The organism is Plantibacter sp. ME-Dv--P-122b (genome assembly GCF_030209375.1).
GTDB lineage: Bacteria > Actinomycetota > Actinomycetes > Actinomycetales > Microbacteriaceae > Plantibacter.
On sequence record NZ_JARVSC010000001.1, the window covers coordinates 312,502 to 328,005 of the forward strand.

The 15,504-nt window shown below is 70.4% G+C and carries 16 protein-coding genes; 10 read left to right on the plus strand and 6 right to left on the minus strand.

What is annotated here, in order from left to right; translation table 11 throughout:
• Positions 1-5 precede the first annotated feature (5 nt).
• Positions 6-1,133 (plus strand): zinc-binding dehydrogenase, encoded by a 1,128-nt coding sequence (locus QRN19_RS01545; RefSeq protein ID WP_285024781.1) that lies wholly within the window; start codon positions 6-8, stop codon positions 1,131-1,133.
• A 211-nt stretch (positions 1,134-1,344) separates the two neighbouring features.
• Positions 1,345-2,049, plus strand: a complete 705-nt coding sequence (locus QRN19_RS01550) for a hypothetical protein (protein WP_285024782.1) — start codon at positions 1,345-1,347, stop codon at positions 2,047-2,049.
• A gap of 12 nt (positions 2,050-2,061) precedes the next feature.
• On the opposite strand, the gene QRN19_RS01555 is transcribed toward QRN19_RS01550, so the two are convergent.
• Positions 2,062-3,000: a phosphoribosylaminoimidazolesuccinocarboxamide synthase gene (locus QRN19_RS01555; RefSeq protein ID WP_285024783.1), complete on the minus strand. Its 939-nt coding sequence runs from the start codon at positions 2,998-3,000 to the stop codon at positions 2,062-2,064.
• A 94-nt stretch (positions 3,001-3,094) separates the two neighbouring features.
• Between QRN19_RS01555 and QRN19_RS01560 the strand changes: the two genes are divergently transcribed.
• Entirely contained in the window at positions 3,095-3,745 is a 651-nt protein-coding gene (locus QRN19_RS01560; RefSeq protein WP_285024784.1) for a PadR family transcriptional regulator, read from the plus strand.
• Positions 3,746-3,833: 88 nt separating this feature from the next.
• Entirely contained in the window at positions 3,834-5,408 is a 1,575-nt protein-coding gene (locus tag QRN19_RS01565; RefSeq protein WP_285024785.1) for a DHA2 family efflux MFS transporter permease subunit, read from the plus strand.
• 28 nt (positions 5,409-5,436) lie between these two features.
• Here QRN19_RS01565 and QRN19_RS01570 read toward each other — a convergent pair whose 3' ends face one another.
• From QRN19_RS01570 to purD, 4 genes are read right to left on the minus strand one after another with little or no spacing between them, the layout of a single operon-like run.
• A complete protein-coding gene (locus QRN19_RS01570; protein ID WP_285024787.1) occupies positions 5,437-5,919 on the minus strand; it encodes a 2'-5' RNA ligase family protein in 483 nt (160 codons plus the stop codon).
• Between the two features lie 17 nt (positions 5,920-5,936).
• On the minus strand, positions 5,937-6,386 hold the full coding sequence (locus QRN19_RS01575; RefSeq protein ID WP_285024788.1) for an MSMEG_6728 family protein: 450 nt from the start codon (positions 6,384-6,386) through the stop codon (positions 5,937-5,939).
• 57 nt (positions 6,387-6,443) lie between these two features.
• The gene (locus QRN19_RS01580) at positions 6,444-7,322 is read right to left on the minus strand and encodes an alpha/beta fold hydrolase (RefSeq protein WP_285024789.1); all 879 of its coding nucleotides are present in this window, start codon (positions 7,320-7,322) and stop codon (positions 6,444-6,446) included.
• 11 nt (positions 7,323-7,333) lie between these two features.
• Positions 7,334-8,599 (minus strand): phosphoribosylamine--glycine ligase, encoded by a 1,266-nt coding sequence (gene purD, locus QRN19_RS01585; protein WP_285024791.1) that lies wholly within the window; start codon positions 8,597-8,599, stop codon positions 7,334-7,336.
• Positions 8,600-8,637: 38 nt separating this feature from the next.
• Here purD and QRN19_RS01590 point away from each other — a divergent pair, with 38 nt between their 5' ends.
• The 3 genes from QRN19_RS01590 (at position 8,638) to QRN19_RS01600 (ending at position 11,113) form a co-directional block, all read left to right on the plus strand.
• On the plus strand, positions 8,638-9,003 hold the full coding sequence (locus QRN19_RS01590; RefSeq protein WP_285024792.1) for a sterol carrier family protein: 366 nt from the start codon (positions 8,638-8,640) through the stop codon (positions 9,001-9,003).
• Between the two features lie 21 nt (positions 9,004-9,024).
• Positions 9,025-10,026 carry a glycosyltransferase family 2 protein gene (locus QRN19_RS01595; protein ID WP_285024793.1) on the plus strand — a complete coding sequence of 334 codons (1,002 nt, stop codon included), beginning with the start codon at positions 9,025-9,027 and terminating at the stop codon, positions 10,024-10,026.
• Between the two features lie 82 nt (positions 10,027-10,108).
• A complete protein-coding gene (locus QRN19_RS01600) occupies positions 10,109-11,113 on the plus strand; it encodes an NAD-dependent epimerase/dehydratase family protein (protein ID WP_285024795.1) in 1,005 nt (334 codons plus the stop codon).
• Positions 11,114-11,120: 7 nt separating this feature from the next.
• Here the strand turns inward: QRN19_RS01600 and zapE are convergent, their stop codons facing one another.
• Positions 11,121-12,266 carry a cell division protein ZapE gene (zapE, locus tag QRN19_RS01605; RefSeq protein ID WP_285024798.1) on the minus strand — a complete coding sequence of 382 codons (1,146 nt, stop codon included), beginning with the start codon at positions 12,264-12,266 and terminating at the stop codon, positions 11,121-11,123.
• 84 nt (positions 12,267-12,350) lie between these two features.
• On the opposite strand from zapE, the gene QRN19_RS01610 reads away from it, so the two are divergent.
• The 3 genes from QRN19_RS01610 (at position 12,351) to purF (ending at position 15,467) form a co-directional block, all read left to right on the plus strand.
• Positions 12,351-12,830: a DUF2273 domain-containing protein gene (locus QRN19_RS01610; RefSeq protein ID WP_285024800.1), complete on the plus strand. Its 480-nt coding sequence runs from the start codon at positions 12,351-12,353 to the stop codon at positions 12,828-12,830.
• On the plus strand, positions 12,827-13,939 hold the full coding sequence (gene purM, locus QRN19_RS01615; protein ID WP_285024802.1) for a phosphoribosylformylglycinamidine cyclo-ligase: 1,113 nt from the start codon (positions 12,827-12,829) through the stop codon (positions 13,937-13,939). Before QRN19_RS01610 ends, purM begins: the two co-directional genes overlap by 4 nt.
• A gap of 70 nt (positions 13,940-14,009) precedes the next feature.
• Entirely contained in the window at positions 14,010-15,467 is a 1,458-nt protein-coding gene (gene purF, locus QRN19_RS01620; RefSeq protein ID WP_064294208.1) for an amidophosphoribosyltransferase, read from the plus strand.
• The last annotated feature ends 37 nt before the right edge of the window (positions 15,468-15,504 follow it).

The window sequence follows — 15,504 nt, forward strand, 5'->3', positions numbered from 1 at the left end:
GAACCATGCACACGACGCTCACCGCGCACGAAGGCAACGACGTCTTCGTCAGACCGTCGCCGATCGCGATGGTCTGGCAGGGGCCGGGGCACCCGCACCAGGCGATGGCGGTGCCCGGGGTGACGCTCGGGCCGGGCGACGTCCTCGTCGAGGTGGAACTGGCGACCGTGTGCGGCTCCGACGTGCACACCGTCCTGGGGCACCGTGACGCCGCCACACCGCTCGTCCTCGGGCACGAGCAGGTCGGACGCGTCGTGGCGGTCGGGGGACCCGTCACCGCAGTCGACGGCACGGTCCTCGTCGCGGGGATGCGGGTCGTGTGGTCGGTCGTCGTGAGCTGCGGCGTCTGCGACCGCTGCTCCGCCGGCCTGGAGCAGAAGTGCCGCCGGCTCGCGAAGTACGGGCACGACCGGGTCCACCGCGGCTGGGAGTTGAGCGGCGGGTTCGCGACCCATGTCGAACTCCTCGAGGGCACGGCCATCGTGATCGTGGGGGAGACGCCGCCCGCCGCCGTCTTCGCCCCCGCGTCCTGCGCGACGGCCACCGCGATCGCCGCGCTGGATGCGGCCGGGCACGACCTGCCCGGCACGGCGGTGCTCGTGACCGGCGCCGGGATGCTCGGGCTGACTGTCGCGGCCATCGCGACCGATGCCGGGGCGCGTGTGGTCGTGAGCGATCCGGACCCCGCCCGCCGGCTGCTCGCCGGTCGCTTCGGTGCCATCGCGACGGTCGACCCCACGATCGGTGCCGCTGAGCATCTGGACGCCGCACACCTCGCGGCGGGCGTCGAGGGCTTCCCCGTGGCCATCGAGATGTCCGGAGACGCCCGTGCCGTCGACGCCGCCATCGCGTCGCTGTCGATCGGCGGGACGGCGGTCCTCGTCGGCAGCGTGTCGCCAGGTGCGCCGCTCGGCATCGACGCCGAACGCATCGTCCGACGCCTCCTCACGGTGCGCGGCGCGCACAACTACCGATCTCGGGATCTGGCGCGCGCGGTCGACTTCCTGACCGGTGCGTGGCGTCGGTATCCGTTCGCCGAGCTCGTGGGTCCGGAGTTCCCCCTGCAGGACGTCGACGAGGCGCTCGTCGCCGCTGCATCGGGCGCCTTTCCACGCGTCGGTGTCCGACCCTGAACGGACCATGGGGTGCGCTTCGACCTGGCGCGGATCGTCCGATGAGCCTGGCCGGGTTCCATGAACGACTCGGCGACGGCTCCCGAGGGTGGCGTGACCCCTTCGAGCGCCCCCATTCCGGGGGTCACCGCCGTCGATCCGCCCCGGATTTCCGCCGATCTCGGCTCGCGAATCCCGCCGCATGACCCACCTTGTGGGGTATCCTCGGGCCATGACGGTCACGACTCGCCACCCCGGGGTGGTCCGTGTCGGTGGTCGCCTCATGGTCGTGGATCCCTTCGCGGAACGAGGTGAGCTCACCGAGGGTCAGCAGCGCGGTCATCAGCTGCGGCGGAGGATCACCCTCCTGCTCGGTGGCTTCCTCCTGCTGACGGGCTTCGTCATCGGCGCGACAGTGGGGGTGGTCGTCGAGTGGTGGCTCGTCCACGACGAACGCTCGTCCGTGTCGCTCCCTGGCTTCGACCCGGAGTGGGCGCCCGGATTCGACGTCGTCGGTGCCCTGCTCGGTGCCATCCTCGTCGCCGTGTTCCTGCTCGTGTCGGCCGAACGACGCAATCGTCGTCGTCGCCTCGACGGCGGGCACCAGCCGTCGCGGTGGATCGACCCGCTCAACGTCCACCTCATCGGGTTGAGCGACGACCTCCCGTGGACCTCGCTCTGGACGCTGACGCGGATGTACGCCACCGCGGAGCGACTGCAGCGCGAGCTCGTGGAGCGCAGCGGCACCCGCAGCGAGGTGGGCAGCGACGATTCCTGCGATCTCGTCGAGGCGCGGCTCGCGGCCGACGACGCACGCGACGCACTCGAGAAGACGGCCACGCTCATGGGTGTCATCGTGCCGGAGGGGCCGCTGCCCGATGCGCAGGCCATCCTGGCCGACAACGCTCGGCTCCGCGCCCGTCGGAAGACGAGCTGACCGGCACCTCGGTCAGCGACCGCTGCCGGTGAGGCGCTCCAGGAGTTCGCGGTAGCGGGCTGCCGTCTGGGTGACGATCTCGGCAGGCAGGGTCGGCGGCGTGGGCGTCGACGTGTCCTCCTGGTCCCAGTTGTGGGCCAGCCAGTTGCGGACGATCTGCTTGTCGAAGCTGGCCATCCGTGTAGTGGGGTCGTCGCTCGTCAGGTAGACGTCGCGGTCCCAGTACCGGCTGGAGTCGGAGGTGAGCACTTCGTCGCCGAGCGTGATGACGCCGGTCGCCGGGTTGCGGCCGAATTCAAACTTCGTGTCGGCGAGGATGACGCCGTGGCGTTCCGCCGTCAGTGATGCCGTCTCGTAGATGCCGAGTGACAGGTCCTTCAGCGCGACCGCGTCGTCCTCGCCGATCAGCTCGACCATGCGGCTGAACGAGATGTTCTCGTCGTGCTCGCCGAGCGGTGCCTTGTAGGCCGGGGTGAACAGTGGCTCGGGCAGGCGATCGCCGTCGCGCAGGCCGTCGGGCAGCGGGATGCCGCAGACGGTGCGGTTCGTGACGTACTCCTTCCAGCCGGAACCGGTGAGGTAGCCACGGACGACGCACTCGACGGGGAACATGTCGAGCTTCCGGACGAGCATCGCCCGCCCGGCGAACTCCGCCGGAATGCTGGACACCGCGACACCCGCGGCGTCGAGCTCGTGGTCGGGGACGAGGTGGTTCGGCACCTCGCGGAGCTGGTCGAACCACCAGAGGCTCAGACTGGTGAGCAGATCGCCCTTGCCGGGGATGCCCGGCTCGAGCACGTGGTCGAAGGCGCTCACCCGGTCGCTCGCCACGACGAGCAACAGGTCGTCGGGGCCGGCGGCCGGCTCGTACAGGTCGCGGACCTTGCCCGAGTAGACGTGGTTCCAGGCGTTGGTCTCCGAGGGTGCGCTCACCCGTTCATTATCGTGCATCGGCGATGTCCGGACCGGTCTCCGTGGGTTGCGTCGTCGGGCCGGTACGCGTATATTCCATGTGGAATAGTTCGAGCGGAATGATCGGAGCGACGTGGGTAGGGTCAAACCGCTCGGCATGCTCGCCGTCGCCGCGCTCGGCTACCTGGCCGAGCGCCCCATGCATCCGTACGAGATGTACCAACTCGCGCTCCACCGCCAGGAGGACCGGGTCGTCAAGGTGAGCCCCGGCTCGTTGTATCGAGCCGTCTACGCACTCGAGGCCGACGGACTCGTGGCCGCGTCGGGAATCGACCGCGAGGGTGCCCGGCCCGAGCGGACCACGTTCGAGATCACCGAACGCGGTCGACACCTGCACGGGGAGCGGCTGCGCGAGCTGCTCAGCACCCCCACGAACGAGTACCCGGAGTTCGGGCTCGCGCTGTCCGAGGCGCACGAACTCGGCGCCGACGAGGTGCGGATGCTCCTCGAGACCCGCATCCTCCGGCAGCGGGCCGAACTCGCCGACCTCGAGCGACGGATGGCCTGGGCGCTGGAGCGCGAGGTCCCGCGCGTCTACCTCATGAACGTCCCCTACTCGGCGGCCATGGTGCGTGCCGAGATCACCCACCTCGAATCCCTCCTCGGCGAGATCGCCGACGGCACCCTCGCCTGGCACGTGTCGGGTACCCGTGCTCCGCACCACGAGCACGAGGCGACCTCGCCCGCGTCCGCGCAGCCCACTTCCTCCGCACCCTCCACCTGATCCTTCGGGACCGACGACCCGTCCGGTCGCGGTCCCGCTCAGCCTCGCGTCCCGAACGCGATCCGTCCTCCATGCAGAAAGGGACATCATGTCCGCATCACCCACGCCGCCGCCCGCCGGCGTCGCGTCTCCCACGAAGGGGGCCGTGCGCCCCTGGCCCGCGCTCTGGTCGCTCGTCATCGGCTTCTTCATGATCCTTATCGACACGACCATCGTGTCCGTGGCCAACCCCGCGATCATGCGCGGCCTCGACACCGACATCAACAACGTCATCTGGGTGACGAGCGCCTACCTGCTCGCCTACGCCGTGCCGCTGCTCATCACCGGCCGCCTCGGCGACCGGTTCGGCCCGAAGAACCTCTACCTCATCGGCCTCGTCGTCTTCACACTCGCCTCACTCTGGTGCGGCCTGTCGGGCTCCATCGAGATGCTCATCGTCGCCCGCGTCGTGCAGGGGCTCGGTGCGGCGCTCATGACCCCGCAGACGATGGCCGTCATCACCCGCATCTTCCCGCCCGACCGCCGTGGTGCGGCCATGGGCCTCTGGGGCGCGACCGCGGGTGTGGCGACGCTCGTCGGCCCGATCCTGGGCGGCGTGCTCGTCGACGGCTTCGGCTGGGAGTGGATCTTCTTCATCAACGTGCCCGTCGGGATCATCGGCTTCATCATGGTCTGGCGCAACGTCCCCTCGCTCGCCACGCACCCGCACAAGTTCGACGTCCTCGGGGTCGTCCTGAGCGGGCTCGGCATGTTCCTCCTCGTGTTCGGCATCCAGGAGGGTCAGAGCTACGAGTGGGGCACGATCGCCGGCCCGATCACGGTGTGGAGCCTCATCATCGCCGGCGTCGTCGTCCTCGGTCTGTTCGTCGTATGGCAGGCCGTCATGAAGGGTGAGCCACTGCTCCCGCTGGCGTTGTTCCGCGACCGCAACTTCTCGGTCGGCAACCTCGCGATCTCGACGATCGGGTTCACGATCACGAGCATGTCCCTGCCGCTCGTCTTCTTCTACCAGACCGTCCGCGGCCTGACCCCGACGCAGTCCGCGCTCATGCTCGTGCCGATGGCCGTGCTCTCCGCCGGCCTCGCGCCCGTGGTCGGGCGGGCGATCGACCGCGTGAACCCGAAGTGGTTCGCGCTCGCGGGGCTCCTCCTGCTGGCCCTCGCACTCGGCTGGTACTCGATCCTCCTCACGCCCGAGCAGCCGATCCTGATGCTGCTCCTCCCGAGCGCCGTCCTGGGCCTCGCCAACGGGTTCATGTGGGGTCCGGTCTCCAACCTCACCACCCGTGGGCTCCCGCAGCACCAGGCCGGCGCCGGCTCGGGCGTGTTCAACACGACCCGTCAGATCGGAGCCGTCCTCGGTAGCGCGGCCATCGCCGCGCTCATCCAGGGACGCCTCGCGGCCGAGCTGCCTGCGGCACCCGGCGGGGCGGCCGGTGGTGTGAGCGAGGTGACGGGCGGTGAGCTGCCCGAGGTCCTGCACGCCGGATTCACCGCCGCCATGGCCCAGTCGTTGCTCCTCCCGGCAGCCCTCGCGCTCGTCGGCGCGGTCGTGGTCCTGTTCTTCCAGAAGCCGAAGGCGGCCGCCTGGTCGACCCCGGAGACCCAGCACGGACAGGCCGCCGCGGCGGCCGAAGCCGCGACCCGCGCAGCCGCCGAGTAGTCGGAATGGTGCGGCGGCACCGGGCGGTTCACGGACCGAGGAGGTCCGTGACGGTCCTGGTGTCGCCGTTCCAGAACCGGAGGCCGAGGATACGGCCGTCGGGGAGCGGTCCGAGCGACGCCAACGCCTCGAGCGCCGCACCGGTCCGCTCCCAGGGGAGCCGACGGGAGAGCGTGACGTGGGGTGTCCACGACCTGGGCTCGGTGTGATCGAACGCACCCGTCACCGCGTCGGCGACGCCACGGTGCAGGTGCAGGAGCTCCGTCGACGGCACGACGCCGAGGGCGAGCACGGCGCCCGACCGTCGGGCGAAGAGCACCGGCGCCCCCAGCCGGACGACGATGGGCGCGAAGTCCGGTCGTGCTGCGAGGTCCAGTGTCGTACCGGCAGCGAGCGTGACGTGCGGGCGGTTGCTAGCGCCCTGATGCGAGGCGAGGCTCGGGAGGCCGAGATCGGCGAGGGCACGCCATCGAGTCCGAACGGCCGCATCGAGCTCGTCGTCGAACGTCACGTCGACACTGTGCACCATCAGGCCGCCGGCACCGGCCAGACGTAGTCCAGCGTGGCAGGGTCGTCGGGGAACACGTCGGCGTAGAACTCCGGAGCCTTCGCGAGGAGCTTGGAGCGGTGGGACCGATGGACGTCGGGCCGGCCGAGCCACGGTGGGAGCTCGAAGTCGTCCGCCTCGTACGCTGCGAGGTCGGACGGCGCGTCGGCGAGTGCCAGCAGGGTCTTCTCGAGGCAGGTGTCCGCGTGGCCCCGGCCGATCCAGACCGCGCAGGTGGCCACCTGGTAGTCCATGAGCGCCGGTCGGTATCCGCGCCACATCGCCGTCACTGGATGGTGCTGCCAGCCGTATCCGGGGACGATGAGCGCCTTCATCACCTGCAGGGTCTCCACGCGTTGCTTCCCCAGTCGCTTGTCGTCGAGGACCTCTGCGCTGGCATGGAAGTCGGGGTACGGGAGAAACGTCTGCATGGTCCGAGTCAACCGGTCACCGACGGACGGCGACAGGGCTTGCGGTGCTCGCGTTCGTCAGCCGACGGGGAAGAAGCCGTGCACAGCTGCGGCGAAGGACCGCGGCTGCTCCACCCAGGGGTAGTGTCCGCACCCGTCGAGCACGATGGCCTGGCCGAGCGGGAACCGCTTCGCGAGGTCGACGACGGGCGCGAGTCCAGTCAGGCCGTCCTCGGAGCCCGCGACCACGAGCACGGGCGCGGTGACGGTGCGGAGGGCGTCGCGGATGTCCTCGACCTCGTCGATCGTGGGAGTGTGCACGAACGCGTCCTGCGCGGCCGGGTGCCAGGCGCCCAGACGCTCGTGTTCGCGGGCGGTGTCGTCCCACTCGCCCCAGGCGATTGGCGCCACCGCCGGGAACAAGCGGTTCCCCGACGCGGAGTCCGGGGCTGCGAGCAGCGCGGGCAGTGCCTCAAGGAAGCCGGGGTACCAGTCCTCCGCCGCGTGCCGGGCGATGATCTCCGCGCTGTCGTCGTCCGTGTCGACGAGCCAGGTGGCGGGCGGTGTGATGAGGCACAGGCGGTCGAGCCGGTGCGGGTAGCGGGCGGCGTAGCTGATCGCCACGCGCGTCCCGGCGGAGTGCCCGAGGAGTTCGAGGCGGTCGACGTCCAGCCAGCGACGCACGGCCTCGACGTCCTCGGCGAGTTCCGGCCAGCTCGCCGCAGCGGTCGACGATCCGCTCTCGGACCGTCCGACCCCGCGTTGGTGCAGCACTATGAGACGACGCCTGGCGCTCAGGCCTCCGAGATCACCTAGGTAGACCGGGTGACGCGCCGGACCGCCGGCGAGGACGACCAGGGGCGGCAGGGCGTCGTCGCCGATCACGTCCACGTGCAGTCTGGTGCCGTCGTGACTCTCGACGACGGCCGACGATCCGGTCCCCGCTGCGCCGCTCATCCGGGCCGCGATCAGGAGACGCGTGCGGCGATGTCGGTGCGGTACTGACCGCCCTCGAGTTCGATGCGCGACAGTGCCTCGTACGCACGGCCGCGTGCCTCCGGGAACGTGGATCCGAGCGCCACGACGTTGAGGACGCGGCCGCCGGTGGCGACCAGGCCACCGTCGACGTCGGCCGTGGCCGCGTGGACGAGGTGGACCCCCTCGACGGCGACGGCGGCGTCGAGGCCGGTGATGCTCCGGCCGGTGACGGGCGTCTCGGGGTAGTTCTGGCTCGCGAGCACCACGGTCACGGCGGTCGCCTCGGCGAACACGGGCCTCGGCTGCTCGCCGAGCGTGCCGGTGGCCGAGCCGAGCAGGAGGGCCGACAACGGGGTGACGAGCCGGGGGAGGACGACCTGCGTCTCCGGGTCGCCGAAACGCGCGTTGAACTCGATCACCCGGATGCCGCGCTCGGTGAGGATGAGCCCGGCGTAGAGGAGGCCCTGGAACGGGTTGCCCTCCGACGCCAGCTGCCGCACGACGGGGACGGCGACGGTCTCGAGGACCTCGTCGACGAAGGCCGTCTCGCTCCCGAACCGGTTGTCGAGCCAGGGGAGTGGGGAGTAGGCGCCCATCCCGCCGGTGTTCGGGCCGGCGTCGCCGTCGAGCAGGCGTTTGTAGTCCTGCGCGGGGGAGAGCGGGAGCACCGTCTCACCGTCGGTGATGAAGAAGAGGGAGACCTCCTGGCCGTCGAGGAACTCCTCGACGAGGACGCCGCCGTAACCGAGCCAGTTGGTGGCGTGCTGGATGGCCGCGTCGCGGTCGTGGGTGACGAGGACGCCCTTGCCCGCTGCGAGGCCGTCGGCCTTGACGACGTAGGGGGCCCCGAAGTCGTCGAGCGCGGCGATCGCTGCGTCGAGGTCTTCGGCGCGGACCGCGCGACCGGTGGGCACACCGGCCTCGTCCATGATCCGCTTCGCGAAGGACTTCGAACCCTCGAGTGCGGCCGCCGAGCGGTTGGGGCCGAAGACCGGGATGCCGGCGGCACGCAGCTTGTCGGCCACGCCGGCGACGAGCGGGGCCTCGGGCCCGATGACGACGAGGTCGACCGCTTCGTCGCGGGCGAAGTCGCGCACGATCGAGGGGTTCTCCTGGTCGATGCCGACCACGGTCACATCCCCCGCGATGCCCGCGTTGCCAGGGGCGGCGATGATGTGGTGCCCGGCCCCTTCGGAGAGGAGAGCCTTGATGATGGCGTGCTCGCGAGCACCGGAACCGAGGACGAGGATCTTCACCCGTCTAGCTTAAGGCGCAATGGCCTAGCCTCGAATGCATGGCCAGACCCAGGATCACGGACGCCGTCGGTCGCGCTGCCCTGGAGCAGGCGCTCGGTGACGGACCGGCGTCGCGCACGGACACGGCGACCGCGGTCCGCTACCTGCTGGAGCTCCTCGTCGAGCGGGCACCCGGCAACACCGTCGAGGTGCGGGTGCCGCCGTTCGGTGCCGTGCAGTGCATCGAGGGCCCCCGCCACACCCGCGGCACCCCGCCGAACGTCATCGAGATGGATGCACCGACCTGGCTCGCCCTCGCGTCCGGCCGCATCGACTGGACCACGGCGATGGCCGGCGGAACGGTGCACGCGTCCGGCCAGCGGGCGGACCTCACCGGTCTCGTGCCACTGCTGCTGCCGCGCTGACGTTCCGGGTACATTGGTCCGGTGACCTCTGACATCGAAGCCCCAGCGGAGACGACGCTCGACGCGACGATCGTCATCCCCACCTACAACGGTGAGATGTACCTCGAACAGATCCTCTCCGCGATCGAAGCCCAGGAGTACGACGGCACGTTCGAGACCCTCGTCATCGATTCCGGCTCCACCGACCGCACGCTCGACATCGTCGCCGCCCACCCGGACGTCCGGCTGCACGTCATCCCGAACAGCGAGTTCGGCCACGGCCGGACCCGCCAGCTCGCGGCCCGGCTCGCTCGAGGCAAGTACGTCGCCTATCTCACGCACGATGCGATCCCCGGCGACTCCCGCTGGCTGCACGAGCTGACCACGCCCTTGGACCCGGACGGCATGGACGTCGTCGCGGTCATGGGCAAGCAGATCGCCCGCCCGACCTGCTTCCCGCTGCTGAAGTACGAGATCCACGACGTCTTCCGCAACTTCGGGCCGGACTTCGGGACGACGGTGTTCGCGAACGACGGCTTCGCCGACGGGAACGGCGGACTGCTCGACGCCCTCGCGTTCTACTCAGACGTCAACTCGGCCACGCGCCGCGAGCTCCTGCTCGGCGACATCCCGTACCGCGACCTCCCGTACTCCGAGGACATGGCCTTCGGCGCCGACATCATCGCGGCCGGCCTGCGGAAGGCCTACGCGCCGCGGGGCTGGGTCATCCACTCCAACGACCTGACCCTCGACGAGTACCGCAAGCGCATCTTCGATGAGACGACGGCACTCCGCCGGATCGGCAAGCCGGTCGCGCGGCTCCGACGGTCGCGACAGATCGGCTACACCGTCGTCGGAGCGATCCGCGATGCGAAGCGGATCGTCCGGGACAAGGAGTACGGCTGGAAGCGCCGGGCGTACTGGTTCGTCATGAACCCCGCGTACCACGCGGCGAAGTGGAGCAGCTACTACGTGGCCTCCCGTGTCGACCTGAACGACGAGGCCGCCATGCGAGCCGGATCGCTCGAGCACAGCCGCAAGTAGTCCGCGCCCCTCCAGACCGGCGGTTCGCTGCTCCCAGCGAACCGGGGTGGTGCATCACCGCCTCGTGCGCTGTGATGGAGGCATGAGCACGAATCGGCTGTTGGTCCTGGGCGGGACCGAGTTCGTCGGGCGGGCCGTCGTCGACGAGGCCGTCGCCGCCGGCTGGGACGTCACCGTCTTCCATCGCGGCACGAACCGCTCGTCGCCGTCGGACGCGGTCAGCGTGCTGCATGGCGACCGGACGCTGCCCGGTGGACTCGACCCGCTCCGGGTCGGGTCGTGGGACATCGTCGTCGACACCTGGTCAGGGGCTCCGGTCGCCGTCCGCGACGCGGCCGCGCTGCTGGCCGACCGGGTCCGGAGCTATGTCTACGTCTCGAGTCGTTCGGTCTACGCCGACCCGCTCCCCGCCGGTGCCGCCGAGGACGCACCGGTCGTCGAGGGGTCGGCCTACGACGAGGACTCCACGGACTACGCCCGTGCGAAGCGTGGTGGCGAACTGGCCGTCGTGCAGGCGTTCGGCGACCGAGCGGTCCTGGCGCGAGCCGGCCTCATCCTCGGCCCGCACGAGAACATCGGACGACTGCCCTGGTGGCTGACGCGGATCGCCGAGGGCGGTGACGTCCTCGCACCCGGTGCCGCCGCCGATCCCATCCAGTACATCGATGCGCGGGATCTCGCGGCGTTCCTCCTCGCCGCCGGTTCGACGGGAGCGAGCGGTGCGTTCAACGTCGTGAGCGAGCCGCGGGCGACGACGCTGGGGGAGCTGCTCGACGCCTGCATCACCGCGACCGGGTCCGATGCGACCCTCCGCTGGGTGGATCAGGAGCAGGTGCTCGCCGCCGGGATCCGGCCCTGGACCCAGCTGCCCGTCTGGCTCCCGTCCGGACCGGACGCCGACGCGATGCATCACGGTGACGTCTCGCGCGCGATGGTGGCGGGTCTCCGTCGTCGTCCGCTCGCCGAGACCGTCGCTGACACCTGGAGTTGGTTGCAGGCCCTCGGCGGCGTTGCGCCGCAGCGTCAGGACCGGTCCGCCGTCGGACTGGACCGCGCCGTGGAGCGGGCCGTGCTCGCCGCGAGCTGAGCGGCGGTCAGCGGACCTCGCGGAGGAGGGCGAGCCGACTGCGCGTCCTGACCGCGTCGCGGGCGAAGCCACCCTGCCCGAGGGCGGGATCGGTCATGAAGGTCTCCCGGTCGGTGGTGGACACGACGTGGAGTTCGACGCCGAGATCGCACAGGGCGTCGACGAGGTGGACGAACCGGGCGCGCGCCTCCCGGGTGAGGGCGTGGGACTCGGGCAGGGCGTCGAGGACCCACCGGTCGTAGTCCGCCGCCCAGGCGAGGTAGTCGCCGACGGACGTCGGACGCTCGATGAGTTCGGCGCTGTCGAACCACACGAGGCCGTCGCGCGCGGCGGCGGCGTGGAACGTGTGGCCGCTGATCGTCAGCGTCGTCGCCTCGCTCGCCCCCGGACGGCGGAGGCCGAGTGTCGCGAGGTGTGCGTCAGCGGCCGCGCCGGCGACGGACCAGCTGCCGCGGGCGAAGCCGTCGCGGTGCCTGACCGGGGAGCTGCGACGGTGGTCGGTCGAGCCGGCGAGTTCGAGCACCTGCATGTTCGCCTCGATCAGCGCGATGCCGGGCTCGAAGATGTGGTGGTAGGCCGGGTCCGGCAGCAGGTCCTGCGGCGCGGAGTTCGAGCTCGTCAACAGGGTCACCTGACGTGCGAAGAGCGCGTCGAGCAGCCGGATCATGAGCATGCCGTCGCCGGGATCGTGCACCTGGAACTCGTCGAACAGCACGACGTCCACCTCGTCCAGCAGGTCGTCGACGGCTTGCCCGACCGCGTTCGTCACCGCCCCGGCCGCCGCGCGGGACCCGGCGCCCGGCTCACCCGTCGCCCGAGCGGCGTCGGCGGCCTCCGTGCGGACCCGGTGGATCGCGGCGTGCAGTCCGCGGAAGAAGGAGTGGAAGTGGACGCGCCGCCGCCGATGCGTCGGGAGCGCTTCGAAGTACGCGTCGAGGAGCCAGGTCTTGCCCCGCCCGGCCGCACCCCACAGGTACAGGTGCGCTGGTCGGTCCTCGCCGATCCGCAGTGACGCGAGGCGCCTCGCCACCTCCAGCTGCTCCGGCTCGAGCGTGAACCCGGCTTCGGCGGCGGTGGACTCGACCGCCGTGAGCACGGCGTCGTCGGGGTCGACCTCGGCGGGATCGTTCGTCTCGATCCCGGTCGTGTCCACCGCTCGATCGTACCCGCCGGCACGTGGGCGGCGGCCGTTCACCAACGGTTCACGATGCCCAGGATCGTAAGGGAGAATGGAAGCATGACAGACGCCACCGGGCAGCCAGCACCGGAAGCTCAGCACCCATCCGAACCGACCGGTCCGACCCCCTCGACCGAGCCCGACACCGAGGTCGCGACCGTGTACTCCTCCGGTTCGGTCTCCGTGCGCCGATCGCCCCGCTACTGGCGGTTCCTCGTCATCGGTGCCTTCGTCGGTGTCATCGCCGCGCTGATCCTCACCTTCGCGTTCCCGGGGAGCGCCGACTACTCGCTCACCCAGGTGTTCGGCTTCCTCCTGCTCGTGTGCGTCGTGGTGTTCGGCGCGATCGCCCTCGTCATCGGCCTCCTCATCGACCGTTCCATGGCGGGACGGACGCGGATCGTCGCAGCGGATAGAGTTGACGTGCATCCAGCCGGGACCCCCGCGGCCGACGCGGAACCGACCGGCTCCGTCAGTGCCGAGCCAGGTGAGTCCGGCCCCCCGAATCCACCCACCGCAGAAGGTTCAGGACGGTCATGACCTCATCCACCAGCTACCGGGAGGCCGGTGTCGACACGGCAGCCGGTGACCGCGCCGTCGAGCTCATGAAGGCCGCCGTCGCGAAGACGCATGGTCCGGAGGTCTTCGGCGGGTTCGGCGGGTTCGCCGGCCTGTTCGACGCCTCGGCGCTCACCGCCTTCCGTCGGCCCCTGCTCGCGACGTCGACCGACGGCGTCGGCACGAAGGTCGCGATCGCCCAGGCCATCGACAAGCACGACACCATCGGTCAGGACCTCGTCGGCATGGTCGTCGACGACATCGTCGTCGTCGGCGCGAAGCCGCTCTTCATGACCGACTACATCGCCTGCGGCAAGGTGCACCCGGAGCGCATCGCCTCCATCGTCGCGGGCATCGCCCGAGCCTGCTCCGACACCGGGACGGCGCTCATCGGCGGCGAGACCGCGGAGCACCCCGGCCTCCTCGGGGTCGACGACTACGACGTCGCCGGCGCCTGCACCGGTGCGGTCGAGGCGGACGCCATCCTCGGCGAGCACCGCGTCGAAGACGGTGACGTCGTCCTGGCACTCGCGTCCTCGGGTCTGCACTCGAACGGCTTCTCGCTCGTGCGGCACATCCTCGCCCAGGCGGGTGTCGGCTACGCCGACCACAGCGACGAGCTCGGCACGACGTTCGGTGAGGCCCTCCTCGAGCCCACGCGGCTCTACACCCTGCCCCTCCTGCGGCTGCTCGACGCCCCGGCCTTCGCCGGTGGCGTCCACTCGCTCAGCCACGTCACCGGAGGCGGGATCGCCGCCAACCTCGCGCGCGTCCTGCCCAAGGGGTCCTGGGCCGAGGTCGACCGCTCCACCTGGAGCCCGTCGCCGGTGTTCCGGACGCTGAGCGAGCTGGCCGGATCCTCGCTCGAGTCGAGCGAGGGCACCTGGAACCTGGGCGTCGGATTCTTCGCGGTGGTCTCGCCGGCGGTCGCCGCCGGTGTCACGGCCGCGCTCGAGGCCGACGGGATCGCGACCTGGCAGGTCGGCACCGTGCACCTCGGCGACGACGCCGCAGACCTCAGCGCGTTCGAACAGGGTGCCAAGGGGGTCGACGGCGGTGCCGTCCGCCTCGTCGGCGCCTACCGCGACTAGCCGCGCCGCCCCGGCCCACCTTCCTCCGTTCCGTCACTCGCCCAGCACGAACCCCAAGGAGTCCCCACGCATGTGCGGCATCGTCGGCATCGTCTCAACCGAGCCTGCCAACCAGCAGGTCTACGACAGCCTCCTGCTCCTCCAGCACCGCGGTCAGGACTCCACCGGCATCGCCACCGCCGACGGCAGCACCTTCCACATGGTCAAGGCCAAAGGCCAGGTGCGAGAAGCCTTCCGCACCCGCGACATGCGCTCCCTCCTCGGCAACATGGGCCTCGGCCACGTGCGCTACGCGACGAAGGGCGACGCCGCCAACGAGAGCGAGGCTCAGCCGTTCTACGTGAACGCGCCGTACGGCATCACGCTCATCCACAACGGCAACCTCACGAACACCCGCGAGCTCAGCAAGGACCTGTTCCACGTCGACCGCCGCCACGTGAACTCCACGAGCGACACCGAGCTGCTGCTCAACGTCCTCGCCACGGAGCTGCAGGGACAGATCAGCGGCCTCGACCTCGATCCCGACCAGGTGTTCAACGCCGTCGAGAACGTGCACGAGCGGGTCGAAGGCTCCTACGCGACGATCGCCCTCATCGCCGGGCACGGCCTGCTCGCCTTCCGAGACCCGTTCGGCATCCGTCCGCTCATCCTCGGCAAGCGCCAGACGGGCATGGTCGGCAACGACTGGGTGGTCGCCTCCGAGTCGCTCGTCCTCGAAGCCGGTGGCTACGAGATCGTCCGCGAGATCGCCCCGGGCGAGGCCGTCTTCATCACGGCCTCGGGCGAGCTCTACTCGCGTCAGTGCGCGAAGAACCCGCGGCTCGTGCCGTGCTCCTTCGAGTACGTGTACCTCGCACGCCCCGACTCCGTCATGAACGGCATCTCGGTGTACGAGGCCCGACTGCGTCTCGGCAACCGGCTCGCCGACACCATCGCCGAGTACACGCCGATGGGCGACATCGACGTCGTCATGCCGATCCCGGACTCCTCCCGTCCAGCGGCCATGCAGGTCGCGCAGAAGCTCGGCATCGAGTACCGCGAGGGCTTCTACAAGAACCGGTACGTGGGGCGCACCTTCATCATGCCGGGCCAGGCGCAGCGTAAGAAGAGCGTCCGTCAGAAGCTCAACGCGATGGGCTCCGAGTTCAAGGGCAAGAACATCCTCATCGTCGACGACTCGATCGTCCGCGGCACGACGTCGAAGGAGATCGTCGACATGGCGCGTCTCGCCGGTGCCAACAAGGTGACGTTCACCTCTGCTGCACCGCCGGTCCGATACCCGCACGTGTACGGCATCAACATGCCGTCCCGACAGGAGCTCGTCGCGCACGGCAAGAAGATCCCCGACATCGCCCGCGAACTGGGCGCCGACAACCTCATCTACCAGGAGGTCGCCGACATGAAGGCCGCCATCCTCGAGGGCTCCGGCATCAGCGACCTCGAGATGAGCTGTTTCACCGGCGAGTACGTCACCGGTACGGTCTCCGAGGAGTACCTCGAGTGGGTGGAGCGCTCGCAGCTCTCCTGAGTCCCGCCCGAACGACGAAGCGCGCGAGCCCAGAGGG